The following is a 25,578-nucleotide window of genomic DNA, read 5'->3' as shown; positions in this document are numbered from 1 at the left end:
CGTTGACCAGGTTTCTTTTTTGTTTTATTGGACCGATTGTACATAAGTGTGTTTTTATATTTTCTGAAGGGAATAGTAAAATATGAGTGTTATTCATACAAGGAGGACTAGGAATGTCAAATAAATTTAAACGAGTATTTTTAGTAGTAATGGACTCTGTTGGTATCGGTGAAGCTCCTGATGCTGAGCAATTTAATGATAAAGGTGCAGATACGCTTGGACATATTGCTGAACACATGGGTGGACTAAAGATGCCAAACATGGAAAAGTTAGGTCTCGGTAACATTAGAGAAGTCAAAGGCATTTCCAAAGTGGAGAAACCGATGGCGCACTTCACAAAAATGCAGGAAGCATCAAATGGGAAAGATACGATGACTGGCCATTGGGAAATAATGGGCCTTCATATCGAACAGCCTTTCCGTACATTCCCTGATGGATTTCCTGATAAGCTATTGAATGAATTAGAAGAAAGAACAGGTCGAAAAATCATCGGTAACAAGCCAGCTTCTGGAACAGAGATCATTAAAGAGCTCGGTCAAGAACATGTGGAAACAGGTGCTTTGATCGTCTATACATCTGCAGATTCCGTACTGCAAATTGCAGCTCATGAAGAAGTAGTACCACTCGATGAGCTATATCATATTTGTGAAATCGCAAGAGAGATGACGAAAGCAGAAGAGTACATGGTAGGAAGAGTTATCGCTCGACCATTTGTTGGTAAAGAAGGCGAATTCAAACGCACTTCCAATCGTCACGACTACGCTTTAAAACCATTCGGCCATACCGTGATGAACGAGCTTCAGGATAATGGAAAAGATGTCATCGCTATCGGGAAAATTTCCGACATCTATGATGAAGAAGGTGTCACAGAATCTCTAAGAACGAAATCGAACATGGATGGTATGGACAAGCTTATCGATACCCAAAAAATGGAATTCGAAGGGTTGAGCTTCCTGAATCTTGTTGATTTCGACGCACTCTTTGGACACAGAAGAGATCCACAAGGGTACGGAGAAGCCCTTGAGGAATACGATGCACGTCTGAGTGAATTCTTAGAAGGTATGCAAGAGGATGATCTCCTCCTAATTACTGCAGACCATGGTAACGACCCAGTACATCATGGAACGGATCACACTCGTGAGTATGTGCCGTTGCTTGCTTATCATAAAGGAATTGAAAAAGGTGAAGACCTTGGAATCCGCAAAACATTTGCAGATATTGGTGCTACTGTAGCGGATAATTTTGAGGTAAACTTGCCTAAGTACGGAACAAGCTTTCTTGAGAAGCTTTAAAGATAAGAGGAGGAACAGATAATGACAGTAATCAAACAAGAAATTCAAGATGCAGCATCATACATTACAGAAAACGCTGGAGAAGTGAAGCCTGAAATAGGTCTTATCTTAGGATCTGGACTTGGCGTACTAGCAGAAGAAATCGAAAACCCTGTGAAAATCGCATATAGTGATATTCCTAACTTTCCTGTCTCAACAGTGTCAGGCCATGCAGGTCAATTCGTATTTGGAAAGCTTAACGGCAAGAACGTAGCAGCGATGCAAGGTCGCTTTCATTACTATGAAGGGTATGAGATGGATAAGGTAACGTTCCCAGTACGAGTAATGAAAGAGCTAGGCATCGAAAAAATCATCGTAACAAACGCTGCTGGAGGCGTTAATGAGGAGTTTGAACCTGGTGATTTGATGGTGATCTCAGATCACATCAATAACTTTGGCGCAAACCCGTTAATCGGCCCGAATAGCGAAGAGTTTGGTCCGCGCTTCCCTGATATGTCTACGGCATATAGCCAAGACTTACAAAAGCTTGCTCATGATACTGCAACAGAACTTGGCATGAAGCTTCAGTCTGGTGTGTATGTAGGGAACACGGGTCCAACATATGAAACACCAGCAGAAGTACGTATGCTACGTACAGTTGGTGGAGATGCAGTCGGCATGTCAACGGTTCCTGAAGTAATCGTTGCAAGACACGCTGGAATGGAAGTACTAGGAATATCTTGTATCTCAAACATGGCTGCAGGAATCCTTGATCAGCCACTTCACCATGGTGAGGTAATCGAAACAACTGAAAAAGTAAAAGCAAACTTCTTGCTTTTAGTTAAAAATATTGTAGAGAAGATGGCGTAGGAAGGGAGATTCATCACATGAGAATGGTCGATGTTATTCAAAAGAAACGTAACGGTAAAACGTTAACTAAAGAAGAAATAGAATTTTTTATTAATGGCTACACAGCAGGTGATATCCCCGACTATCAAGCTTCTGCACTTATGATGGCTGTTTACTTTAACGGAATGGAATCAAACGAAACAGCAATGCTAACGCAAGCGATGGTTGATTCAGGAGAAACGATCGACCTATCTGCTATTGAAGGGCACAAAGTTGATAAGCATTCTACAGGTGGAGTCGGCGATAAAACAACGTTCATCGTTGGACCTCTTGTTGCTTCTGTTGGAGTTCCTGTTGCAAAAATGTCTGGTCGTGGACTAGGGCATACGGGTGGAACTCTAGATAAGCTTGAATCGATCGAAGGCTTTAACATTGAGATGACGAAAGAGAAGTTCATCAACAACGTAAACACTCACAAGCTTGCAGTGGCTGGTCAAACAGGAAATCTAGCTCCGGCTGATAAGAAGCTATATGCTCTTAGAGATGTTACGGCTACTGTTGACTCCATTCCTTTGATTGCTGGCTCAATCATGAGTAAGAAATTAGCATCTGGTGCTGACAGCATTGTTCTTGATGTTAAGACGGGCACTGGAGCTTTCATGAAAGATCTAGAAGATTCTAAAGCTCTAGCAAGAGAAATGGTGAACATCGGAAATAATCTTGGACGTAACACTGTTGCAGTAATCAGTGATATGAACCAACCTCTAGGGTTTGAAGTTGGAAATGCGAACGAAGTACGTGAAGCTTGTGAAGTTCTTCAAGGTAAAAAAGTAGAAGACCTTCGTCTATTATCATTAGAATTAGCTTCACATATGACTGTTCTTGCAGGAGTATTTAATGACTTTGATTCCGCATATAAAACGCTTGAAGAAAACCTTGAAAACGGTAAAGCGTTTGAAGCGTTCCGTTCTCTTGTTTCTGCTCAAGGTGGAGACGTAAGCGTAATCGACGATCTTTCTAAACTTCCACAATCGAAGTATCATATTGAAGTAGCAGCTGAACAAGATGGTTACGTAACAGCGATCGATGCAGAATCAGTCGGTGTTGCTGCTATGTACCTTGGAGCGGGTAGAGCAACGAAAGATGATCAGATCAATCACGGTGTAGGGATCACGTTAAACAAAAAAGTAGGCGATGCCGTGAAGAAAGGCGAAGCATTGGTTACACTTCATAGTGATGATGAGAATCCACAAGATTCAATCAAAAAGATCAATGAAGCATACACACTTTCTGAGGAATCTCCAGGTAAACACAAGCTTATTTATGATGTGATCAACTAAATATAAACGAAAGCCCCCATTTTGGGGGCTTTTTTTATTGGTATCCGTTCTCGTTCAATCGTAATGAAAGAAAGGTATACTTTACCAATAAGATGGGCATCCTTCTATTACTAAGAATGGAGGGATCCAGATGAAAGTTTCGGCAGCTTTACTCGCCATGCTACTCGTAGTAGCAACATTCGTTCCAACATTTGCAAGCGCTAATGAAATAAAATCAGATATTGTAGAAGAATCATCGTCTGCAATACTCATTGAACGAGATACAGGGGCAGTTTTATATGAAAAAGACAGTGATAAAAAGCTTCCTCCAGCAAGTATGACAAAGATCATGACGATGGTTTTGATTATGGAAGCGATCGAAAGTGGAAAAGTGAAGCTTGATGACAAAATCCGCACGAGTGAATACGCAGCATCAATGGGAGGATCTCAAATCTTCCTAGAAGCAGGGGAAGAGATGACGGCCGACGATATGCTGAAGGGTATCGCGATTGCTTCAGGTAATGATGCATCGGTTGCGATGGCAGAGGCGATTGCTGGTTCAGAAAAAGCTTTTGTTCAAATGATGAATGATAAAGCAAAAGAAATGGGTCTAAAAGATACGAACTTCGTGAATCCTACGGGCCTTCCAGCGAAGGATCACTATTCAACTTCACATGATATGGCTATGATGGCGAGAGAATTATTAAAATATGACTTGATTACGAAATACACAGGAAAGTACGAAGATTACTTAAGAGAAGATACTGATAAAAAATTCTGGTTAGTGAATACGAATAAATTAGTGAAATTTTACCAAGGTGTAGACGGGCTTAAGACTGGTTTTACGAATGAAGCAAAATATTGTCTAACCGCTACTGCGAAACGAGATGATATGAGAGTAGTAGCAGTTGTAATGGGCGCACCATCACCCAAAAAGCGGAATGCTGAGGTAACGAAGCTATTCGATTATGCTTTCTCTCAATATACGACAAACAAATTATTCGATAGAAATCACGTGGTAAAAGAAGTCGAAATTAACAAAGGTGACCGAGCAACGATGGAAGTTGTAACTTCTGAGCAAGTATCTGTGCTCATGAAAAAAGGCAGTAAAGACGAGAAGATAACGACCTCGATCAAAATGAATGAAAACCTTCAGACCCCGATTAAAGAGGGTGATCCTGTAGGTGTTCTTACTGTTAAAGTAGATGGCAAAGTAACAGCAACGTCTCCTGTATTGTCATCACAATCGATCGATCAAGCATCATGGTGGCAGTTGATGAAGAGGACGGTAGGGCAATTCGCCAAAGCGTCAGATGGTGTCAAGTAAGCAACCCTTTCATCGAACAATCACTAGTTTTGTCACGAAGAAGGAATTAAGGTAATAAACAGAGAAAAAACTCACAAGCAAACCATGAGGAGGAGTGCGTTGTGAGTCTTACGATTAACCTTGAAGTTAAGCATCCAGTTTTATTAATACGTTTAGAAGGCGAACTAGATCACCATACCGCTGAAGAGTTACGGGAGAGAGTCGATCAACTTCTTGAGGAGAGAAAAATCGAGCATATCGTTCTAAGTTTGGAAGGTCTGTCATTTATGGATAGCTCTGGGCTTGGTGTGATTCTTGGCCGGTACAACAAGGTGAAAAGCTTTGGTGGAGAGATGGTTGTATGCTCGATATCTCCAGCTGTGAAACGCCTTTTTGAGATGTCAGGTCTATTTAAGATCGTGAGACTCGAAGATGATGAGCAACATGCTCTTGCGACACTGGGGGTGGCTTAATGAGAAATCGTATGGATATTGAATTTTCAGCTCTCAGTCAGAATGAATCCTTTGCTCGAGTTACAGTTGCAGCATTTATAGCGCAATTAGACCCAACAGTCGATGAGCTAACCGAAATTAAAACAGTTGTCTCTGAAGCAGTGACAAATGCAATCATTCATGGGTACGAACAGAATGGAGATGGAAAAGTCTATATATCTGTTGAGCTCAACGATGATACGGTTCACCTCACTATTCGCGATAATGGAATCGGAATCGATGATTTGGATGAAGCTAGACAACCTCTGTTTACTACGAAGCCAGAATTAGAAAGATCTGGGATGGGCTTTACAATCATGGAGAACTTTATGGATGAAGTAAAGGTTGAATCTGCTAAGAACCAGGGTACTTCGATTCATGTTGTAAAGTACCTATCAAAAAATAAAGCGTTATGTAATTAAGGGGACCTGCGTATGGACGTGGAGGTAAAAAAAGGTAAACATACTCAGCTTAAGCATGAAGAAGTCAAGGAATTAATCAAACAGAGCCAAAATGGCGATCAGCAAGCAAGAGATCAAATTGTACAAAAAAACATGAGACTTGTTTGGTCTGTGGTACAACGCTTTCTTAATAGAGGCTATGAAGCCGACGATTTATTCCAAATAGGGTGTATTGGTCTGTTAAAATCCGTTGACAAGTTCGATTTAAGTTATGATGTTAAATTCTCCACTTACGCTGTCCCAATGATTATCGGAGAAATCCAGCGCTTTATTCGAGATGACGGTACGGTAAAGGTTAGCAGATCTCTTAAAGAAACAGGAAACAAAGTGCGTAAAGCAAGAGATGAGTTGTCAAAAACGTTAGGTCGAACACCAACCATCAATGAAATTGCTGAGCTTATCGACGTCACTCCAGAAGAAGTGGTAATGGCTCAGGAAGCTGTTCGGGCACCGAGTTCGATCCATGAAACGGTTTACGAAAATGACGGTGATCCAATTACGCTATTGGATCAAATTGCAGATCATTCAGATACATCGTGGTTCGATAAGATTGCCTTACAAGATGCTCTACAGCAGTTAGATTCAAGGGAAAGGTTAATCGTATATCTGAGGTATTACAAAGATCAAACACAATCAGAAGTAGCTGAACGGTTAGGGATTTCCCAAGTACAGGTCTCAAGGCTTGAAAAGAAAATATTAAAGGAAATAAAAGAGCAGCTGAACAAATAGTTCAGCTGTTTTTTTGTTGGATATTTTCTTAATTTGAACCATGTTTTTCTACGAGGGAATTAATGGAACATGGGTGCAGTTCGAATGAGAGCGATATACCAGAAACATACTATTACCTATATAAGGTACCTCTCGAATAAGGAGGTGGAGAGCTGTGACAGCTGATATGATTTACCTTCGATTGAAACAAAAGATTAGAGTGAGGCCCGGAGCACATCTGACGATCGGTGATATCGCTCAGCTGATTGGAGAAGACGAGATATGTAGAAAACTTGAGACCACCATCATTCATCGCATTAGGAAAGAAGATAAGAATCTCGTTGTAATCGATGTGATGAAAGTGATAAGAGCGATTCAACGTACAAACTCTCTTGAAGTGCAAATTATCGGACCGACACAAACCATTATCGAAGTGCAAATCTCAAAGAAAAAATTAGCACCTGTCTATTTTGTGTTCATTTGGCTTCTCCTATTTATTGGGGCTGCACTAGCAATTATGAACTTTCATGAAGACGTAAGTATGCGTGAAGTACACCAACAAATTTACAAAATCGTTACTGGGATTGATAATCCTAAACCTCTTCTCCTCCAGATTCCGTATTCATTCGGGCTTGGGATTGGAATGATCCTATTCTTTAACCACTTGTTTAAGAAAAGATTTAATGAAGAACCTAGTCCACTTGAAGTAGAGATGTTCAATTATCAACAAGACCTCGATCGATATGTCATCGTTCATGAAAATGAAGACAATGGAAAGAACGAATGATGAATGCACAGATCATTTTGGTAATGATCATCGGTTTTGCTGAAGGAATTGCTGTAGGAGCTGGTTTAGTTGCATTTTTATCTGTTCTAGGGATTATCCCTCGTTTAACTCAAATAACAAAAACAAGGCATCTGATCAAGTTCTATGAGTGGGCAATCATCGTTGGGGCTGTCACAGCGAGCTGGCTATCATTAAGAAATCCAATCTTAGGGTTACCTAAGATCCTCATGGTGCCGGTTGGGCTTCTCGCAGGGATTTTTATAGGAATGCTTGCGGCAGCTCTAACAGAAGTCCTAAACGTGCTTCCAATTCTTACGAAACGGATTGGATTTATCGATAAAATCCTTTTGTTATTGATGGCTATCGTATTAGGAAAGATCTTCGGTTCACTATTTCATTGGACAGTCTTTGTAGATGGAGGGTTTTAAATGTCGTTACACGACCAGGAACAATATTCGAAAAATATTAAGAATTATCATCCTAAAACACCTTATGTTTGGAATTCATTAAAAGCTTTTTTGGTGGGAGGCGCAATTTGTGCATTTGGTCAAGGGATTCAGAATTTCTACATGAGTGTATTCGATTTTTCTGAAAAAAATGCAGGAAACCCAACGGTTGCTACGCTTATCCTTATCTCAGCTTTACTTACTGGTTTTGGTGTATACGATAAGATAGGACAGTTTGCGGGTGCCGGTTCAGCTGTTCCTGTAACAGGTTTTGCGAATTCGATCACAAGTGCTGCTCTCGAACATAAAAGTGAAGGGATCGTTTTAGGGGTCGCAACGAACATGTTTAAGCTCGCTGGGTCTGTCATCGTTTTCGGGGTTGTTGCAGCTTATTTGGTAGGAATTGTCCGGCTAATTTTCAGAGCGTTGTTGTAAGTAAGGAGAGAGTCGAATGAAAATTGGAAAACAAACGTGGAAGTTCTCTAACGTATATGTACAATCTGTTGGCACAGCAGTTGGTCCTAAGGAGGCTGAAGGCCCTTTAGGTGAATGTTTCGATGTGACCTATGACAATCTTCATTGTAATGAGGAGAATTGGGAGTTAGCCGAAAGAAAGCTTCTGGAAGACTCGATTACAAACTGTTTAAGCAAAAAAGGTTTTTCTAAAGAAGATGTAGACATTTATGTGTCTGGAGATCTTTTAAATCAGATCGTAAGTGCGACCTATTCTGCAAGGGCACTACAAATTCCCTTCCTAGGTGTATTCGGAGCATGCTCGACCTCAATGGAATCCCTTGCAGTAGCATCCTCTTTAGTAGAGGGAGGTTTTGCGACATCTGCTGTAGCTGGGGTTAGTAGTCATAATGCGACTGCTGAAAGGCAGTTTCGGTACCCTACTGAATATGGAGGCCAAAAGCCAGGAACTGCAACCGCGACAGTAACAGGTGCAGGTGCCGTTTTAATCAGTACTGATGCTTCTGATATCAGAATTACTGCAGCGACAGTTGGAAGAGTGGTGGATTGGGGGGTGAAAGACCCATTCGATATGGGATCTGCGATGGCGCCTGCTGCAGCCGATACGATCGCTACACACTTTAAAGATCTTGATATTGAGCCGACTGAATACGATTTGATCGCTACTGGTGACTTATCAGCTGTCGGGTCACCAATCGTCAGAGACCTGCTGTTAGAAGATGGATATGACATCACCAATAACCACAATGACTGTGGATTGATGGTCTATCGCCCAGATCAAGAAGAAGTGTTTGCAGGAGGCAGTGGATGTGCGTGTTCTGCTGTTGTAACGTATGGGCATCTTATGGATCTATTGAAAAAAGGGCGCTACAACAAGATTTTAGTCGTTGCAACAGGGTGCCTTCATAGTCCCGTGATGGTTCAACAGAAAGAAAGCATGCCAGCCATTGCACATGCTGTAGTTTTTGAAAGAATAGGAAGTGGTCAATAATGGAATATTTCCTTGCATTTGCTGTAGGAGGAGCTATCTGTGTGATAGGTCAACTTTTATTAGACATTTTTAAATTAACACCTGCACACGTTATGTCGTCCTTCGTCGTCTCCGGTGCGATATTAGACGGATTTGGAATTTATGATAAGCTGATCGAATTTGCGGGGGCAGGAGCAACCGTTCCGATCACAAGCTTTGGTCATTCTTTGCTCCATGGAGCCATGCAAAAAGGTGAAGAACACGGCTTTATCGGCATTGGGATGGGGATTTTTCAATTAACTTCAGCTGGTATTTCGTCAGCGATCGTATTCGGTTTTATCGTTGCCATACTGTTTAAACCAAAGGGGTGAAGATATGAATACAAAGCGGAGGGTTATTTTTGTTACTGACGGTGATCTATATGCGCAACAGGCTATTGAAACAGTAGCCTCAGAACTTGGCGGAAGATGTATCAGTCAATCGGCTGGTAACCCTACCCCGCTTGCTGGATACGAAATCGTATCACTCATTTCTGAAACCCCTCATGATCCAGTGTTTGTCATGTTTGATGACAGTGGCTACCAAGGTGAAGGGTACGGCGAACTTGCGATGCAGTATGTAGCTTCTGATGCGAATATCGAGGTTTTAGGAGCGATCGCTGTGGCATCGAGAACCCATTTTTCTGAATGGACGAAAGTGGATGTTTCCATCGACCGGTTTGGGGAGCTTACCCATTTTGGCGTCGATAAAAACGGGCTTCCTGATATGGAAATCGGGAGGATCGATGGAGACACGGTATCTATCCTTGATAAATTGGACCTTCCAATCGTTGTGGGAGTCGGTGATATTGGTAAGATGTCAGGTTATGATGATCCGTCAAAAGGGTCACCGATTACGAGGAAAGCGGTCCAAATTCTTCTAGAGAGGAGTGGAATAGATGAGTTCAACAACGAAGGATAAACAAAAAATCTTTAAAAAGATAAAAGAAAATGAAAAGTTCATGGAAAAGTCGATTGGTATTGGGAAGAGTTTCGACGTAGGCGTTCGGAAAATAAGAATATTAAACAAAGAAGTGTACTTTTACTACTGTACAGGACTTTGTGATACATCTATCATAGTAGAAATCATGCGTGAATTGATGTATACAGACGAACATCATCGTCTGACTGCGCAGTTTGAAAAAGTGATTCATAATCACTTGCCACATCAGCAAGTGTCGACAGTAAATACCTTTGATGAAGTCGTAGATCAAGTTCTCTCAGGCTTAATCGCTGTTTTTATGGAAGGCGAAGAACAGGCATACATTATTGACGTTCGTAAGTATCCTGGCAGAACACCACAAGAGCCCGATACAGAAAAGGTCATCCGCGGTTCGAGAGATGGGTACACAGAGAATATCATTGAAAATACAGCGTTAACACGTCGTAGAATACGTGATGGAAAACTTAGGAATGTGATCATGCAAGTTGGAGAACGTTCTAAAACAGATATTTGCATAACGTATATAGAGGATGTGGCAAATCCTAACCTAGTCGAAATCGTAACGAAAAAGTTAAAAGAGATCAATATCGATGGTCTACCGATGGCTGATAAAGCGATAGAAGAATTTTTGGTGCATCAAGCAGGGAATCCATTCCCTCTGGTGAGGTATACGGAAAGACCCGACGTTGCAGCGTCTCATTTATTAGAAGGTCATGTGCTGATCATCGTAGATACTTCACCGAGTGTCATCATCACGCCTACGACATTTTTTCATCACGTTCAGCATGCGGAAGAATACAGAGAAGCACCTCTAGCGGGAGCGTTTCTTAGATGGGTACGATTTGGTGGTATGCTTGCTGCATTGCTTCTTTTGCCACTATGGCTACTATTCGTATATGAACCGGAACTACTTCCAAAAACGATCGATTTCATCGGACCGAATGAGAAAACCAATGTTCCGATATTCGTTCAAATCGTACTAGCCGAACTCGGTATAGAGACTTTGAGGATGGCCGCCATCCATACTCCTACGCCACTTTCAACAGCTATGGGCTTAATCGCAGCGGTTCTAATTGGACAAATCGCCATCGACGTTGGTCTATTCGTGCCAGAGGTCATTCTTTATGTGTCGATCGCGGCAATCGGTTCTTATGCGACCCCAAGCTATGAGCTTGCAATCGCAAACAAATTGATCCGGCTCTTATTATTGTTTCTCGTCTATTTCTTCCGAGTCCCAGGCTACATGATCGGCGTTACTTTGACGATATTGTTTTTAATAAGTTTACGCCCGCTCAATACACCGTATTTGTGGCCTTTCGTACCATTTAACGCAAAGGCGTTCTTACAGATTCTAATCAGAGTCTCAGTGCCATTGACGAAGCTTAGACCGAGTATTACGCAGCCTCAAAATAAAAAGAAGCAAGAGGACGAACCACTTGCTGAATCTTAAAAAGTGTGATAATTTAATTTTTAATAGAATAGACCTCATTGAATGTAATGGGGATAGAGGCGCAATGAGAATGAGTACGATATCTGAGCATATAATGGGTTGCGATGATGGTATCTGAAAGGTCGAATTGCCGAAGTGGAAGAAGGTCCATCCTTTTTCTGCTGGGCTGTAGTTGAATAAGCTGCAGACTGTCACTGTTATCTATACTGCAGTGGTGAGCTAATCCAACTCGTGGGGATACGGAGCAAAACAGCCAATGTATCTATAAGTTGGCTGTTTGTTTTTTTATGTAGTGGGAGCTCGCTTACTGAATAAAGCGAGAGGGGAGAATATCGTGCACTTATTTGGCACAGCAGAAATTTCAGAAAACGGTCACTATACAATCGGAGGGGTCGATACGTTTGAACTAGCGAAAACGTACGGCACAGCATTGTACGTCTATGATGTAGCACTGATTCGAGAGAAAGCAAGAGCCTTTAAAGAGGCTTTCGAGAAAAAGCAATTAAACTATCAGGTTGCGTATGCGAGTAAAGCATTCTCTTGTATTGCGATGATTCAACTAGCGGAAGAAGAAGGGTTGAGTCTTGATGTTGTCTCTGGAGGAGAATTATATACGGCTTTACAAGCAGGGTTTCCAGTCGACCGGATTCACTTTCATGGTAACAATAAAAGCGAAAGAGAAATAAGGATGGCTCTAAAAGCTGGGATTGGTTGTTTGGTGGTCGATAACTTTTATGAGCTTTCGTTACTCGAACAGCTAGCAGCAGAAGAAGAGGTTTCAACGAATGTGCTCTTAAGAATAACGCCTGGGATCGAAGCACACACACATGACTATATTCTTACGGGTCAAGAAGATTCAAAGTTTGGATTCGATTTACAGAGTGGTCAAGTAGAGCAAGCGATCGATACGGCGTTAAAAATGAGTAACATTCACCTGCTTGGCCTTCATTGCCATATCGGATCTCAAATATTTGAAACGACAGGATTTGTGATGGCGATCGACAAGATCTATAGTTACCTCCATCGCTGGAATGAAGCGTTTGGGTATGAGCCCCGGGTGCTGAATTTAGGTGGCGGGTTTGGTATTCGATACAACCACGAAGATCAACCGATCTCTCCTCAGAACTACATCGATGCCATGACGGATGCTGTAAAAAAGCAAATCGAGCATAGCAACATGTCGATGCCAGAAATCTGGATTGAACCTGGCCGCTCTCTTGTCGGTGAAGCTGGGTCTACATTATACACAGTTGGCTCTCATAAAAATGTTCCGGAACTAAGGAATTACCTTGCTGTTGATGGGGGGATGAGTGACAATCTTCGTCCTGCTTTATATAACGCAAAGTATGAGGCATCGATCGTAAATCGAATGAATGAACCGAAAGATCACCTGTATTCAATCGCAGGAAAGTGCTGCGAATCCGGTGATATGTTGATTTGGGACTGTCAGCTTCAGCGCGCGATCGCAGGGGACGTGATGATTGTCTTTTCCACCGGAGCATATGGGTATTCGATGGCGAATAATTACAATCGACTACCAAAGCCAGCTGTTGTTTTTGTAGAAGATGGGGAATCAAGCCTTGTAGTTGAAAGAGAATCATATGAAGATTTAATTCAATATGACAGACCTTTAAAAAAAATGGTTATATCAAAATAGTTTCCTAAAGTTAATTCATATGGTAAATGCATCTCTTATGCTATAATGAAAGAGCTTTTAAGCAAATTGTTTACGCAGGAGGATATTTTTAATGAAAAAAGGTTCAATCGCATTTGAAAATGGCGAAGTAATTCAAATTGAATTCTTCCCAGAAGAAGCGCCAAACACTGTAGCTAACTTTGAAAAACTAGCAAATGAAGGCTTCTATAACGGTGTTAACTTCCACCGTGTCATTCCTGGATTCGTTGCACAAGGTGGAGACCCAACAGGCACTGGTATGGGCGGCCCTGGCTATACAATCGATTGTGAAACAGAAGGTAATCCTCATAAACATGTAGCTGGATCCCTTTCTATGGCTCATGCTGGTAAGAACACTGGCGGTAGTCAGTTCTTCCTAGTACATGAACCACAGCCTCACCTTGATGGTGTTCATACAGTATTCGGTCAAGTAACAGAAGGAATGGATACTGTTCTTCGCATCAAGCAAGGTGATGTTATGAAAGAAGTGAAAGTCTGGGAAGAGTAAGTTTCAGACTTTAAGGTTGTTGTAAGGAGTTTAACCACTTTCCTTAAAGCAATAACATTGACAATTGTATAGAACTTTCCTTCGGGGTAGGGTGAGATTCCCAACCGGCGGTAATGCTTGATCACTCTATTGAGTAATCAACTAAGTCCGTGACCCGTTTGCTTGTTGTAAACGGTGGATCTGGTGAAAGACCAGGACCGACAGTATAGTCTGGATGGGAGAAGGAGTAAAAGTTTGCCGATCCTTTTGAAGAAGTACGTTCAAAAGGCTTATTTGGTATACTCTTTTTAAAGCCTCCCTATCTAATCGGGAGGCTTTTTTTATCTCTTAACCCCAATTGATTCGTTAGGAGATGATACATGTGAATAACAAAGATTATATGAAGATGGCGATTGAACTCGCGAGAAATACGGTGGGTCAAACAGCTCCAAATCCAGCGGTAGGGGCTGTTATCGTCAGTGAAGGAAGAATAGTTGGAATGGGTGCCCATTTAAAAGCAGGTGAGCCACATGCTGAGGTTTATGCACTTAGAATGGCAGGCGAAAAAGCAAAGGGAGCAACTGCTTATGTGACGTTAGAACCTTGTAGTCACCATGGAAAAACCCCACCGTGTGCTAATGCATTAATAGATGCTGGTATCACAGAGGTGTATGTAGCAATGCAAGATCCAAATCCTCTCGTAGGAGGAAGAGGGATAGAGCGGTTGAAGGACGCTGGTATAACCGTTCATGTAGGCTTACTTGAAGAAGAAGCGTACTCTCTAAATGACGTGTTCTTTCACTACATAGAGACGAACCGTCCTTATGTGACACTAAAATCGGCAGTTTCATTAGATGGTAAAGTAGCCACTAAAACAGGAGATAGCAAATGGATTACTGGAAGCGAAGCGAGGCAAGATGTTCATGCAGAACGTCATCAACACGATGCGATACTCGTAGGTGTCGGAACCGTGGAGAAGGACGATCCCTCTCTTACAACAAGGTATGGTGAAGGGATAAGTCCTATAAGAGTTATTCTCGATCGAACGTTAAGGCTTCCTTCTGATGCTGTTGTTTTACAAGATGACTCTGTGGAAACTTGGATTATTACGACTAAAAAGGCTAAAAATGAAACAAAAAGAATGTTCTCTCAGCACGTAACTGTCCTTGCAGTGGAAGGTGACTCTATTTCAATTGATGATGTATTGCATATGCTAGGTGATCGTGGAGTCACATCTGTTTTTGTAGAAGGTGGACCTACGATCAACGGTAGTTTTTTGGAAGCGGGAGCTTTTCAAAAAGTGATCACGTACGTAGCCCCTAAGCTGATCGGTGGTACAGGTGCACCGACATCGTTTGAAGGAAATGGAATTGCCACAATGCAAGATACACTGGAACTTACGATCGAGAGCGTTGAACAAATAGGGGACGACATTAAGATCATATCGAAGCGGAGGTGCAGTGATGTTTACAGGTATCGTTGAAGAAATAGGTAAAGTACAAAGTGTACATCAATCGGGTGAGTCGATCGTAATGGACATTCGCGCTTCAAAAGTTCTCGAAGACGTTCATTTGGGTGACAGCATATCGATAAATGGCGTATGTTTGACAGTTACTACCTTCACAAATTCTTTCTTTTCTGTAGACATTATGCCTGAAACGTTTCGTGCAACAGGATTAAGAGAACTTCGTCCAAACGACGATGTGAATTTAGAACGAGCAATGGCCGCAAACGGAAGGTTCGGTGGTCACTTTGTGTCGGGTCATGTAGATGGTATTGGAGAAATCGTGAAGATCGAACAAGTTGATAATGCGTTGTACTATGATATAAAGCTTTCTGCAGACCTTATGAACTATTTTGTTGAAAAGGGTTCTGTTTCCGTAGATGGGACAAGTTTAACTGTGTTTAAACTAACGGATGATACATTAACGATCTCTCTTATTCCCCATACTGTAGATGCTACCGTATTAGGCAATAAGCGTGTCGGCGATACGGTCAATATTGAATGCGATATGCTTGGGAAATATATACTCAAGTACCTTAATAAAAGTCAAGATAAAAACGAATACAACACGCTTAATCATGATTTCTTCAAAGATCACGGATTTAAGTAGACGGAAGAGGGAGGGATTGGTATGTTTCATACGATTGAAGAAGCGATTTATGATCTAATGCAAGGAAAAATGGTAATCGTTTGTGATGATGAGGACCGTGAAAACGAAGGGGATTTTATCGCTTTAGCAGATAAGGTCACACCTGAAACGATTAATTTTATGATTACAGTTGGACGAGGGCTTGTTTGTACACCCATCACAGAAGATAGGGCAAAAAAGCTACAGCTGAATCCGATGGTGGATCATAATACAGACTCTCATGGCACTGCATTTACAGTAAGCGTTGATCATGTAAGTACAACGACTGGTATTTCTGCATCGGAAAGAGCTGCAACTATAAAAGCGTTAATTGATGATCAATCTAAACCTTCAGACTTTAATCGACCTGGTCATATTTTCCCATTAGTGGCAAAGGATGGCGGGGTATTAAGACGTGCAGGGCATACTGAAGCGGCGATCGACCTTGCAAAGCTAGCAGGATCAGAACCTGCAGGGGTGATTTGCGAAATCATTAAAGAGAATGGTGAGATGGCACGTGTGCCGGATTTAGCCAAGTTATCAAAAGAACACGATATGAAAATGATTACGATCAAAGATCTGATTCACTATCGAAATCGTAAAGATAATCTCATCAAGCGAGAAGTTGAGATAGAAATGCCTACTGAATACGGCTCATTTCGAGCAATCGGCTATTCCAATATTTTGGACCAAAAAGAACATGTTGCACTTGTAAAAGGCGAGATTCTTCCTGATGAAGCTACCTTAGTAAGAGTGCACTCGGAATGTTTAACAGGTGACGTGTTCGGCTCATTTCGCTGTGATTGCGGTCCGCAATTACATGCTGCGCTCTCTCAGATCGAGAAAGAAGGGCATGGCGTGTTACTCTATATGCGCCAAGAGGGAAGAGGAATAGGACTTCTCAATAAAATGAAGGCGTACAAGCTTCAAGAAGAAGGGTATGACACAGTAGAAGCCAATGAGAAGCTCGGCTTCAAACCAGACTTGAGAGATTATGGGATCGGTGCTCAGATACTTCGTGATTTAGGGATCTCTAACATGAAGCTACTAACGAACAATCCGCGAAAAATCGCAGGCTTAAAAGGATATGGTCTCGAAGTCCAAGATCGTGTTCCACTTCAGATGGCATCGAGGATGGAGAACGAACGATATTTGAAAACAAAGCATAGTAAGCTTGGACATATGCTGCACTTCTAAAACAAAAATAAACCAAACAGGGAGGATATTAATGATGGGTCATTTATATGAAGGTAATTTAGTTGCATCTGGTTTAAAAGTAGGTATTGTAGTAGGAAGATTTAACGAATTTATTACGAGCAAGTTGCTTGGTGGAGCTGAGGATGCCCTAAAAAGACACGGCATTTCAGAAAATGATATCGATGTAGCGTGGGTTCCCGGAGCATTTGAAATACCATTTGCTGCTAAGAAGATGGTCGATACAGGTCGGTATGATGCTGTGATCACCCTTGGAACGGTGATCAGAGGTGCAACGCCTCACTTCGACTATGTTTGTAGTGAAGTTGCAAAAGGCGTTTCAAATTTAACGCTTCAGAGCGGCGTGCCAGTCATCTTTGGAGTGTTGACTACCAACACGATCGAACAAGCTGTAGAGCGTGCAGGAACGAAAGCTGGTAACAAAGGTTGGGAAGCTGCTGCAGCTGCGATTGAGATGGCGAATTTATCAAAATCATTTGAAAGTTGATTAATAGGAGATTTTTGGCTATGATTGTGGTGATGTTTAACAATCCGACAAGGGAGTCATGCAAGTGAAGGGTAAAAAACAAGAGAAGTGGCTGATCCGTATGTGTGTACTGATCGCTGTAATCATGCTCTTTGCGCTTGTGCGAAGACTTGTATGAACACTTCATCGTATGATTGAATATGGTAATAAACAGAACGCCAAGAATTTCTTTAATGAGGGATAATGATGTTAATTCGATATAAAAAAGCTCATGAAAAGATCGCAATGGGACTTTTGAGCTTTATGCCAAATGAAAAAGAAATAAAGAAGCTTCAGCAGTCCATCAAAGATTATGAAGATATGGACTCAAGACAGCTCTATCTGTGGAAAGATGAGGATATCATCGGACTATTGGGTATTGAGTGGATCAGTGATACCGAAGTTGAACTAAAAGACATTAGTGTCAACCCTTCTCACCGTCACCAGGGAATCGGTAAACAAATGGTTGAGGCTCTATGTGAGATCCTAACTGATGATGTTGATATTAAAGGGAATGAGTTTACAGGAACATTCTTTGAGAGATGTCATCTTGAGGGAAATATCAATATATCTAATTAAAAAAGGAACGGCGGAGCCGTTCCTTTTAGAGTGGCGAAAAAGTCTTGGTATTGCGATGAAAGTAGTCAGGCTCCTGATGTTGAGAAAGTGTTGGTCAGAAGCTCCAAATTCGACTGTTAAACCATTGGGACGGACTGTTCGTTTTGGATTTATTCTTATCAAGTAGGAGAGACGTTCGCGGACTCCTGCGGTCGTACGGGCGGCCGAGACCGGGGTGTGGGCTTCACCTCGGGCTTGGACGTTCGTCCCCGGAAAGCGTGCAATCGACTACGGCATCGGGAGCACCGATTAAGGACATAGGTTTCTCCACAAGCTAAAAAGGAACGGCTCAGCCGTTCCTTTTTTCTTTACGAATTTGGATTTGTTGATCTCGTTCTTCGAGTACCTCTGTTCGATCTCGTTTCGTGTGTTTATGGACGATATATTCGTTCGTTAAATCACTTGGAGATCCATATACACAGCCTACTTCCGTACAGCGTGCATCACAAAGCTCGAGAAGTTTTGGACTTGTTATCGGGAGGTCTATACTTTCGTATGGTGCGTTTTTTTCAATGAGTTCGATCTGTTTTGTCAGCTTAACGATAAGGGCATCTACTTCTAGTGAAAGCTGTTCGAGAGCTTTTCTTTCCTCTAAAGCAATTTTCTTTGCATTTGTGAGCATGCGTTTAGCTCCGGCAACGTTTCCCCTTCGATGATGATATAAACCGACCGCAATTTGAATAAGACCGACCCAGTGGGGTTTTCGCTCACCACGAGGATCTTCTTTCCAGTGTTCTTCTAATATTTCGTGGCATTCAAAATAATCTCGCAAGCCGTGAAAATGCACTAAATAATCAATATAAGCTTTTGGATACATGTCATTTCCTCCAATTCCCTTGTAGTTTAGCACATGATGAAAGCACTTTAAAAGTGAATGGGATACCTGGACATGTAGCATAATAAGACCGGTTCATCTTATTGAACTAAAACGAAATCGGGAGTGGCCATTATGGGCAAGAGAAGCAATATGATGCCTTTATTAACAGCGGTTAGTGTTGGGGCTGCATTGTACAGTGTGTACCAAAATCGCCAGCCCAAAAAAGGAAATACAGAGGATGTTTCAACGATGATCAGCTCAGTCCTCGGTCAACAAAAGCAATGATAGATCGGGCATTCGCCCGGTCTTTATTTGTATTTTCCTAAGCCGGTACACGGATTCAGTGTGATATAATCGGTTTATTAGATGGTATATAAAAGGAAGATGAATTTATGAAACACTATAATGTTAAGGTGGATGCTTTCGAAGGTCCCTTAGATTTATTGTTACATTTGATCAATAAGTATGAAGTAGATATTTATGACATACCCGTTTCAGAAATCACTGATCAATATTTAACATATATACATACGATGCAAGAACTAGAGCTCGACATTGCGAGTGAATATCTTGTAATGGCCGCAACTCTTCTCGCTATTAAAAGCAAAATGCTTTTACCCCAACGAGAAGAAGAGCTTTTTGAAGAAGATGCAGAACTTGATGAAGATCCCCGTGATGAGCTGGTTCAGCGACTTGTCGAATACCGGAAATATAAAGAAGCTGCAGATGAGTTAAAGAAAAAAGAAAGCAGTCGAAGCTTATTATATACTCGTCCACCAGCTGATATGACTGAATATAGCCGCGAAGATTCAAACACATCGATCGGAGATGTTACGCTTTATGATATGCTTGCAGCTTTTCAAAAAATGTCGCGAAGAGTGAAAGAGAAAAAGCCTAAAAGAACGACGATTAAAACCGAAGAGATCCCAATAGAGGACCGAATGAGCGAGATCAAGGAGCAGCTGAAAGGTGGAAAACGAAAGCGATTTACGGATCTATTTACCGAACAGGAAAAGGGTCCTATGATCGTTACGTTTCTAGCGATATTAGAACTTATGAAAACAAGGTCTGTGAGCTGTGAACAAGAAGGAAACTTCGGTGAAATTATGATTTTTGAGTGTGAAAGGAAGGCAATGTAGTGTCGAACGAAGAAATAAAAAGTATCATCGAAAGTCTCCTGTTTGTAGTAGGAGACGAAGGAATCGATCTGAAGAGCTTATCTGAAACGATTTCGATTGATGAAAAGAATGTGTTAGAAGCAATAAACGAATTGCAGGAAGAATATATTGAGAAGGAAAGAGGTTTTCAAATCGTTTTTCTTGGAGGAAGCTATCAGCTAACCACGAACTCAAAGAATGCTTCTTACATTGAAAAAATGGTTGAGGATCCTAAGAACCAATCCATATCGCAAGCAGCACTTGAAACGCTAGCTATCATCGCATATAAGCAGCCGATCACAAGAGTAGAGGTAGAGGAAATACGGGGGGTAAAGACCGATAAGCCTCTTCAAACGTTAATGAGCAAACTTCTGATTAAAGAAGTTGGCCGAGCTGAAAAGACAGGTAGGGCAATTCTTTATGGGACGACAAGAGAGTTTCTGTTTCATTTTGGTTTGAGCGCGATTGAAGACCTTCCACCATTACCAGATGGGGAAGATCAGGGAGAAGATGATGAAGCAGATTTATTTTTCGAGAAGTTTCAAGAAATTCCTGACTGACCATATGAATCGGAGGGGGTATCTATGCAAATTAAACAAATTGTAGGTGGAGAGTTAGAGAAGGAACGTTCAAATTCACCAGAGGATGCTTTTTCGAGGATGACGGTTACATATGAATCAAATGGAGCTGAAAAGAATTTCTCAGTCTTGTACCCAACTGTATTTGAGAGCAAAGTGATCGAAGAAGAAATTTTAGGAGGAGAATCCTTTTTAAAAGAAAAGATCGCACTTTGCTTTTTTGAGCGATACCCAGAACGAAAGCGACTTTATATTAGTGATGCCGATGAGTTCATCGATGTCATAAAAAGTAGTGATTTAGAAGGGATACAATCTTCGCTAAATCGTATAAAACAGAAGTGATAAGACAAATGAGGTGCTCAATGATGAGCACCTCATTTTTGTGTAACTTTTTAGAATAATAACTACCAATAAATCTCAAAATAAACGAAAAGATCGTTGAAGGAGTCGGTATGATGATTCTATCGATAGGAAGACACCTTCCTCCCAATCGTTTAGGTCAAGATGAAGCAATAACATTTGCAAGAGATCAGTTTGGAAGTCATTTTAAAGATATAGACAGGCTCTTACCTGCTTTTCAAAGCGCGGAGATCGACTCGAGGTATTTTGCGATGCCTGTGGAGTGGTATAAGGGAGGGCCTACTTTTGAGGAGAAGAATGAAAAGTATATCACCCTTTCTGTTGATTATGCCTCTAAGGCGATCCTAGACTGTTTAGAAAACTCGTATTACCTTGAATCGAAGGTGGACTGTAGTGAGGTAGATGCTATTTTCTTCATTTCTACCACTGGGATTTCGACTCCAAGTATTGAAGCTAGATTGATGAACGTTCTTCCTTTTTCTTCTCATACAAAACGAATACCGATATGGGGATTGGGATGTGCAGGTGGTGCTGCGGGATTATCAAGAGCGCATGATTACTGTCTAGCTCACCCAGAAGAGACCGTCATCGTCGTGAACGTGGAACTTTGTAGTTTAACGTTTCAGCATGGTGACTATTCAAAAAGTAACTTGATTGGAACAGCCCTTTTTGCAGACGGTACCTCATGTGTACTTCTATGTGGGAATAACTCTCCACTTCTAAAACGATCGAAATTAGCTTGTCTACCAGTAATCCGTACAACATACTCTACATTGATGAAGGACTCTGAAGACGTGATGGGGTGGGATGTGAGTAATCAAGGATTGCACGTCGTTTTTTCAAAATCGATCCCATCTATCGTTTCTAAGTGGCTTGAGCCGAACGTGAAAGAGTTCCTTACATTAAACAATGTTGAAAACATCGATTATTTTATCGCGCATCCAGGAGGAACGAAAGTTTTAGCTGCTTATGAAGAGGCCTTAGGCATGGACCGGTCCAAAACAGCTAATTCAAGGTCCGTATTAAGAGAATTTGGAAACATGAGCTCAGTAACCGTCATCTTCGTATTAGATTTGTTTTTACGTGAAGAATGTACAGTTGGAGCGACAGGGTTGATGGCAGCATTGGGGCCAGGCTTTTGTTCTGAATTACTACTATTGGAGTGGGAGGAAGTGCGTACGGCATGACGATTGTGTTTACTGTTTTCTTTCTATTGATTGTTGGGCAGCGGCTTGCAGAGCTGATGGTTGCAAAGAGGAATGAAAGATGGATGAAAGATAAGGGAGCCTTCGAAGCTGGGAAGGAGCACTACAAATTCATCGTTATGCTTCATGTTGCTTTTCTAGCGGCGTTTTTTGTTGAGGGAGCGATAAGAGGGTTTCAGCTTTCTTCTGTGTGGACAGTCATGCTCACGATCTTTATCATCACTCAATTACTTAGAGTTTGGACGATAAAAAGTCTAGGGAGATTTTGGAATACTAAGATCATTGTACTTCCAGACGCAAATGTTGTTACAAAGGGACCATACAAGTTTATTAGACATCCAAATTATCTTATTGTTGTGATTGAAATCATCGCATTGCCCCTTATCTTTTCATCCTATATAACAGCGTTGTTATTCACAGTTTTAAATGCCTTCTTACTCCTTAAAATAAGGATACCAGCTGAGGAAATTGCATTAAGGAAAGCCACGGATTTCGGACGTTCAAATAATAAATGATAATCATATCCACGTTCTGTCGTTCATAGACTTGTACAAATACGGAGTCAGGGGACGTGGAAGTCATGAACAAGTTATTACGTTCGAAAGTAAGCATCGTTATACTAATCATCACCTTATTGTTCCTTTTGATCCCTGAGAATGTTTTTGCAAAAGGCGTGAGCGTGTCAGCGCGTAGTGCAATATTAATGGAACAAGATACAGGACGGATATTATACGAGAAAGATGCCTATACACAGAGAAGGATTGCAAGTATCACCAAGATTATGACTGCGATATTAGCGATAGAGTCTGGAAAGATGAATGAGAACGTAGAGGTTAGTTCCCGTGCATCAGGCACAGAAGGGTCTTCACTTTATTTAAAACCTGGAGAGAAAATATCCCTCGAGAACCTTGTATATGGATTGATGCTGCGTTCTGGAAACGATGCAGCTGTGGCGATTGCTGAGGAAGTGGGAGGGAGCCTTGAAGGGTTTGTGCGATTGATGAATTACAAGGCAGAAGAAATCGGAATGACGAAGACAGTCTTTGCCAATCCGCATGGCCTTGATGACCATGAAGAGCACTATTCAACTGCTTATGATATGGCGCTTCTTACCCAATATGCCATGAACAATGAAATGTATCGAATCATATCGAGTACAGAAGTTCATAGAGCACCGAATGAAAATGAAAGCTGGGATTACGTTTGGAGAAACAAAAATAAGTTAGTAACGGGTCTCTATAGCGACTCGACAGGAGGGAAGACGGGGTATACGAAAAGAGCGAAACGGACGCTCGTTTCCACGGCTGAGCGCGATGGTATGTCGTTAATAGCGGTTACGCTCGATGCACCATCCGATTGGAACGATCATATCGGAATGTTTAACTGGGGTTATCAGAATTATGAACTCACTACATTAGCAGAAAAAGGTTTCCTTGATGAAGTGAAAAAGGAACCGTATAAAGGAAAGGTTAAATTACACCGTGATCTAGTTTATCCATTGACTAAGAACGAGAGGAAAGAAATCGAATCAAGTATCCGACTGGCAAAACCACCAGAGAAGAAATCTTGGGATGACCCTGAATCATTTCAAGATCCAGTTGGTATTTATAAAATAAGCTTAGATGACAAAGTAATCGTCAAAGCACCTCTAACATACGAAAGTGAAACGGAAAGCAAAGGGTTTTGGGGTTTCTTTAAGAAGCTGTTTTCACTAGATATTAAGCGTGATCTATATGGTTAACTTGATATGGGTGGGCCTTTTCGTGCTTAGTATTCTTTATGCGATGTTTAACGGCACTATGGAAGAAGTGAACAAAGCCATTTTTAGCGGTGCGGAAGAAGCTGTAGCTGTTTGTATCGGATTGTTAAGCGTCCTGGTTTTCTGGCTCGGGCTAATGAGGATCGCACAAAACGCTGGCCTCTTAGTGAGTTTATCGAACGTTTTCAAACCGATCGTTTCGAAGCTATTTCCGGAAGTTCCTCCAGATCACCCAGCTATGGGCTATATCTTATCGAATATGATCGCAAACATGTTCGGACTTGGAAATGCTGCAACACCTATGGGCATCAAAGCGATGGAAGAGCTTAAGAAATTAAATCACATGAGAGATAGCGCTTCTCGATCGATGGTAACGTTACTAGCCTTAAATACTTCTAGTCTTACATTGATTCCTACTAGTGTAATAGCGATTCGAATGAAGTATGGCTCCATATCACCTGCCGAAATAATAGGAACGACAATTGCGGCTACCGTTTGTTCAACGATAGGCGCAATTATCATCGATCGCATGTTCAATAGGAGATAAGGGGGAGATGATCTGAATATCTCGATCTGGATTATCCCTATATTAATTGCGTTTGTTCTTGTTTATGGAACGTTAAAAAGAGTCCCTACTTACGAATCATTTGTAGAAGGTGGGAAAGAAGGGCTTTCGATTGCGATCTCCATCGTCCCTTATCTAATCGGAATGATGGTTGCAATCTCAGTTTTTAGAGCGTCTGGCGCCATGGCGTTTGTGAGCGACATGTTAAAAGCTCCCCTCGATATGATCGGCGTTCCAACAGAAATCGTCCCTCTAGCTCTCATTCGCCCGATTTCTGGGACAGGTGCTCTAGCGATGACGACAGACATCATAAGAACATACGGACCAGATTCATTTATTGGGAGGTTAGCGTCGACGATGCAAGGAAGTACTGATACAACCCTATACATCCTTACCGTTTACTTTGGTGCAGTTGGAATAAAACGAATGGGGAATGCCTTAAAAGTAGGGTTGCTTGCAGACTTAGTCGGAATCATCGCAGCAATCGTTTTTGTCACGATCGTCTTTGGTTAAGAGTCTCTTAAACAAAACATACCTTTAGGATATTGTGGATCCTAAACGCAATGGAACACATCTTGCTTTCCTGTGGACGAACGTCAGGGTCTCCTGCAAAATAGTCCGAGCTTCCAGCGCACGTTAGAACATGGGAGAGATGTCACTCCTACTAGTTTACATTTATATCAACTAGTACTTTCCAATCTTATATGCCATTATTTATTGGTGTGGTGCCACATCAGGTTATTTTTTCTATGAATTTGAACATCCTTACGCGGATTGGAGCGGAAGGATGCTCGACTCCTGCGGGATCCGCGGGACAGGTGAGATCCCACAGGAGCGTAAGCGACGAGGAAGCTCACCGCCCGCCCCGCGGAAAGCGAGCATCCTGTAGCGGAAATCTCACATTATTCATGGTAAATAGCTCTTAAAGCTTTCTCGACAGTTTGTGAGTCTCTTTCATCAAGAGACTCTTTTTGCATTTTAAATGGTTGGTT

31 protein-coding genes and 2 riboswitches are annotated in these 25,578 nt (G+C 41.6%); of the genes, 30 read left to right on the top strand and 1 reads right to left on the bottom strand.

The annotated features are described in order from the left end of the window. Positions 1-113: 113 nt before the first annotated feature. The 21 genes from deoB (at position 114) to PFZ69_RS00635 (ending at position 18,106) form a co-directional block, all read left to right on the top strand. Positions 114-1,292, top strand: a complete 1,179-nt coding sequence (gene deoB / locus PFZ69_RS00735) for a phosphopentomutase (RefSeq protein ID WP_270179130.1) — start codon at positions 114-116, stop codon at positions 1,290-1,292. A 21-nt stretch (positions 1,293-1,313) separates the two neighbouring features. After that, positions 1,314-2,141, top strand: coding sequence for a purine-nucleoside phosphorylase (locus tag PFZ69_RS00730; protein ID WP_270179129.1), 828 nt, complete (start codon positions 1,314-1,316; stop codon positions 2,139-2,141). A gap of 17 nt (positions 2,142-2,158) precedes the next feature. Continuing rightward, a complete protein-coding gene (locus PFZ69_RS00725; RefSeq protein ID WP_270179128.1) occupies positions 2,159-3,460 on the top strand; it encodes a pyrimidine-nucleoside phosphorylase in 1,302 nt (433 codons plus the stop codon). A 130-nt stretch (positions 3,461-3,590) separates the two neighbouring features. Then, positions 3,591-4,766, top strand: coding sequence for a D-alanyl-D-alanine carboxypeptidase family protein (locus PFZ69_RS00720; protein ID WP_270179127.1), 1,176 nt, complete (start codon positions 3,591-3,593; stop codon positions 4,764-4,766). A 101-nt stretch (positions 4,767-4,867) separates the two neighbouring features. Continuing rightward, positions 4,868-5,218, top strand: a complete 351-nt coding sequence (gene spoIIAA / locus PFZ69_RS00715; RefSeq protein WP_270179126.1) for an anti-sigma F factor antagonist — start codon at positions 4,868-4,870, stop codon at positions 5,216-5,218. Next, positions 5,218-5,658, top strand: a complete 441-nt coding sequence (gene spoIIAB, locus PFZ69_RS00710) for an anti-sigma F factor (protein ID WP_270179125.1) — start codon at positions 5,218-5,220, stop codon at positions 5,656-5,658. The genes spoIIAA and spoIIAB overlap by 1 nt, the downstream gene beginning before the upstream one ends. A 12-nt stretch (positions 5,659-5,670) precedes the next feature. Continuing rightward, positions 5,671-6,426 carry an RNA polymerase sporulation sigma factor SigF gene (gene sigF, locus PFZ69_RS00705; RefSeq protein ID WP_270179124.1) on the top strand — a complete coding sequence of 252 codons (756 nt, stop codon included), beginning with the start codon at positions 5,671-5,673 and terminating at the stop codon, positions 6,424-6,426. A 166-nt stretch (positions 6,427-6,592) separates the two neighbouring features. After that, complete coding sequence (locus PFZ69_RS00700) at positions 6,593-7,192, top strand: stage V sporulation protein AA (RefSeq protein WP_270180578.1); 600 nt, start codon at positions 6,593-6,595, stop codon at positions 7,190-7,192. Beyond that, on the top strand, positions 7,192-7,620 hold the full coding sequence (locus tag PFZ69_RS00695) for a stage V sporulation protein AB (RefSeq protein WP_270180577.1): 429 nt from the start codon (positions 7,192-7,194) through the stop codon (positions 7,618-7,620). The genes PFZ69_RS00700 and PFZ69_RS00695 overlap by 1 nt, the downstream gene beginning before the upstream one ends. Then, positions 7,621-8,073, top strand: coding sequence for a stage V sporulation protein AC (gene spoVAC, locus PFZ69_RS00690; protein WP_270179123.1), 453 nt, complete (start codon positions 7,621-7,623; stop codon positions 8,071-8,073). Between the two features lie 16 nt (positions 8,074-8,089). Further along, positions 8,090-9,103: a stage V sporulation protein AD gene (gene spoVAD / locus PFZ69_RS00685; protein ID WP_270179122.1), complete on the top strand. Its 1,014-nt coding sequence runs from the start codon at positions 8,090-8,092 to the stop codon at positions 9,101-9,103. Beyond that, positions 9,103-9,453 (top strand): stage V sporulation protein AE, encoded by a 351-nt coding sequence (gene spoVAE, locus PFZ69_RS00680; RefSeq protein ID WP_270179121.1) that lies wholly within the window; start codon positions 9,103-9,105, stop codon positions 9,451-9,453. Before spoVAD ends, spoVAE begins: the two co-directional genes overlap by 1 nt. 4 nt (positions 9,454-9,457) lie before the next feature. Then, positions 9,458-10,042 carry a stage V sporulation protein AE gene (locus PFZ69_RS00675; protein ID WP_270179120.1) on the top strand — a complete coding sequence of 195 codons (585 nt, stop codon included), beginning with the start codon at positions 9,458-9,460 and terminating at the stop codon, positions 10,040-10,042. Further along, positions 10,020-11,513 carry a spore germination protein gene (locus tag PFZ69_RS00670; protein WP_270179119.1) on the top strand — a complete coding sequence of 498 codons (1,494 nt, stop codon included), beginning with the start codon at positions 10,020-10,022 and terminating at the stop codon, positions 11,511-11,513. Before PFZ69_RS00675 ends, PFZ69_RS00670 begins: the two co-directional genes overlap by 23 nt. A gap of 46 nt (positions 11,514-11,559) precedes the next feature. Next, a riboswitch (Lysine riboswitch) is annotated at positions 11,560-11,743 on the top strand. 104 nt (positions 11,744-11,847) lie between these two features. Further along, positions 11,848-13,170 carry a diaminopimelate decarboxylase gene (gene lysA / locus PFZ69_RS00665; protein ID WP_270179118.1) on the top strand — a complete coding sequence of 441 codons (1,323 nt, stop codon included), beginning with the start codon at positions 11,848-11,850 and terminating at the stop codon, positions 13,168-13,170. A 91-nt stretch (positions 13,171-13,261) separates the two neighbouring features. Beyond that, on the top strand, positions 13,262-13,696 hold the full coding sequence (locus tag PFZ69_RS00660; RefSeq protein WP_270179117.1) for a peptidylprolyl isomerase: 435 nt from the start codon (positions 13,262-13,264) through the stop codon (positions 13,694-13,696). 73 nt (positions 13,697-13,769) lie between these two features. Continuing rightward, positions 13,770-13,926: riboswitch (FMN riboswitch) on the top strand. 131 nt (positions 13,927-14,057) lie between these two features. Continuing rightward, positions 14,058-15,158 (top strand): bifunctional diaminohydroxyphosphoribosylaminopyrimidine deaminase/5-amino-6-(5-phosphoribosylamino)uracil reductase RibD, encoded by a 1,101-nt coding sequence (gene ribD, locus PFZ69_RS00655; RefSeq protein ID WP_442865070.1) that lies wholly within the window; start codon positions 14,058-14,060, stop codon positions 15,156-15,158. After that, on the top strand, positions 15,139-15,789 hold the full coding sequence (ribE, locus tag PFZ69_RS00650; protein WP_270179115.1) for a riboflavin synthase: 651 nt from the start codon (positions 15,139-15,141) through the stop codon (positions 15,787-15,789). Before ribD ends, ribE begins: the two co-directional genes overlap by 20 nt. Before the next feature lie 21 nt (positions 15,790-15,810). Further along, positions 15,811-17,004, top strand: a complete 1,194-nt coding sequence (locus PFZ69_RS00645) for a bifunctional 3,4-dihydroxy-2-butanone-4-phosphate synthase/GTP cyclohydrolase II (protein ID WP_270179114.1) — start codon at positions 15,811-15,813, stop codon at positions 17,002-17,004. 34 nt (positions 17,005-17,038) lie between these two features. Continuing rightward, positions 17,039-17,509, top strand: coding sequence for a 6,7-dimethyl-8-ribityllumazine synthase (ribH, locus tag PFZ69_RS00640; protein ID WP_270180576.1), 471 nt, complete (start codon positions 17,039-17,041; stop codon positions 17,507-17,509). Positions 17,510-17,734: 225 nt separating this feature from the next. After that, positions 17,735-18,106 (top strand): GNAT family N-acetyltransferase, encoded by a 372-nt coding sequence (locus tag PFZ69_RS00635; protein WP_270180575.1) that lies wholly within the window; start codon positions 17,735-17,737, stop codon positions 18,104-18,106. 328 nt (positions 18,107-18,434) lie between these two features. Here the strand turns inward: PFZ69_RS00635 and PFZ69_RS00630 are convergent, their stop codons facing one another. Continuing rightward, entirely contained in the window at positions 18,435-18,962 is a 528-nt protein-coding gene (locus tag PFZ69_RS00630; protein WP_270179113.1) for a DUF309 domain-containing protein, read from the bottom strand. Positions 18,963-19,094: 132 nt separating this feature from the next. On the opposite strand from PFZ69_RS00630, the gene PFZ69_RS00625 reads away from it, so the two are divergent. From PFZ69_RS00625 to PFZ69_RS00585, 9 genes are all read left to right on the top strand, one after another. Next, positions 19,095-19,247, top strand: coding sequence for a hypothetical protein (locus tag PFZ69_RS00625; protein WP_270179112.1), 153 nt, complete (start codon positions 19,095-19,097; stop codon positions 19,245-19,247). 107 nt (positions 19,248-19,354) lie between these two features. Then, complete coding sequence (locus PFZ69_RS00620; RefSeq protein ID WP_270179111.1) at positions 19,355-20,101, top strand: segregation/condensation protein A; 747 nt, start codon at positions 19,355-19,357, stop codon at positions 20,099-20,101. Continuing rightward, on the top strand, positions 20,101-20,679 hold the full coding sequence (gene scpB / locus PFZ69_RS00615) for an SMC-Scp complex subunit ScpB (protein ID WP_270179110.1): 579 nt from the start codon (positions 20,101-20,103) through the stop codon (positions 20,677-20,679). Before PFZ69_RS00620 ends, scpB begins: the two co-directional genes overlap by 1 nt. A gap of 24 nt (positions 20,680-20,703) precedes the next feature. Next, positions 20,704-21,039, top strand: a complete 336-nt coding sequence (locus PFZ69_RS00610) for a hypothetical protein (protein ID WP_270179109.1) — start codon at positions 20,704-20,706, stop codon at positions 21,037-21,039. A gap of 110 nt (positions 21,040-21,149) precedes the next feature. Then, the gene (locus tag PFZ69_RS00605; protein WP_270179108.1) at positions 21,150-22,244 is read left to right on the top strand and encodes a type III polyketide synthase; all 1,095 of its coding nucleotides are present in this window, start codon (positions 21,150-21,152) and stop codon (positions 22,242-22,244) included. Further along, a complete protein-coding gene (locus PFZ69_RS00600; protein WP_333489718.1) occupies positions 22,241-22,777 on the top strand; it encodes an isoprenylcysteine carboxyl methyltransferase family protein in 537 nt (178 codons plus the stop codon). Before PFZ69_RS00605 ends, PFZ69_RS00600 begins: the two co-directional genes overlap by 4 nt. Before the next feature lie 65 nt (positions 22,778-22,842). Continuing rightward, positions 22,843-24,003 carry a D-alanyl-D-alanine carboxypeptidase family protein gene (locus tag PFZ69_RS00595; RefSeq protein ID WP_270179107.1) on the top strand — a complete coding sequence of 387 codons (1,161 nt, stop codon included), beginning with the start codon at positions 22,843-22,845 and terminating at the stop codon, positions 24,001-24,003. Then, the gene (locus PFZ69_RS00590) at positions 23,996-24,568 is read left to right on the top strand and encodes a nucleoside recognition domain-containing protein (RefSeq protein ID WP_270179106.1); all 573 of its coding nucleotides are present in this window, start codon (positions 23,996-23,998) and stop codon (positions 24,566-24,568) included. The genes PFZ69_RS00595 and PFZ69_RS00590 overlap by 8 nt, the downstream gene beginning before the upstream one ends. Before the next feature lie 12 nt (positions 24,569-24,580). Next, the gene (locus PFZ69_RS00585; RefSeq protein ID WP_270180573.1) at positions 24,581-25,099 is read left to right on the top strand and encodes a spore maturation protein; all 519 of its coding nucleotides are present in this window, start codon (positions 24,581-24,583) and stop codon (positions 25,097-25,099) included. Positions 25,100-25,578 lie beyond the last annotated feature (479 nt).

The sequence above is a fragment of the Alkalihalobacillus sp. CinArs1 genome (assembly GCF_947387515.1).
Lineage (GTDB): Bacteria > Bacillota > Bacilli > Bacillales > Guptibacillaceae > Guptibacillus.
This window is presented reverse-complemented; position numbering and strand designations above follow the sequence as displayed.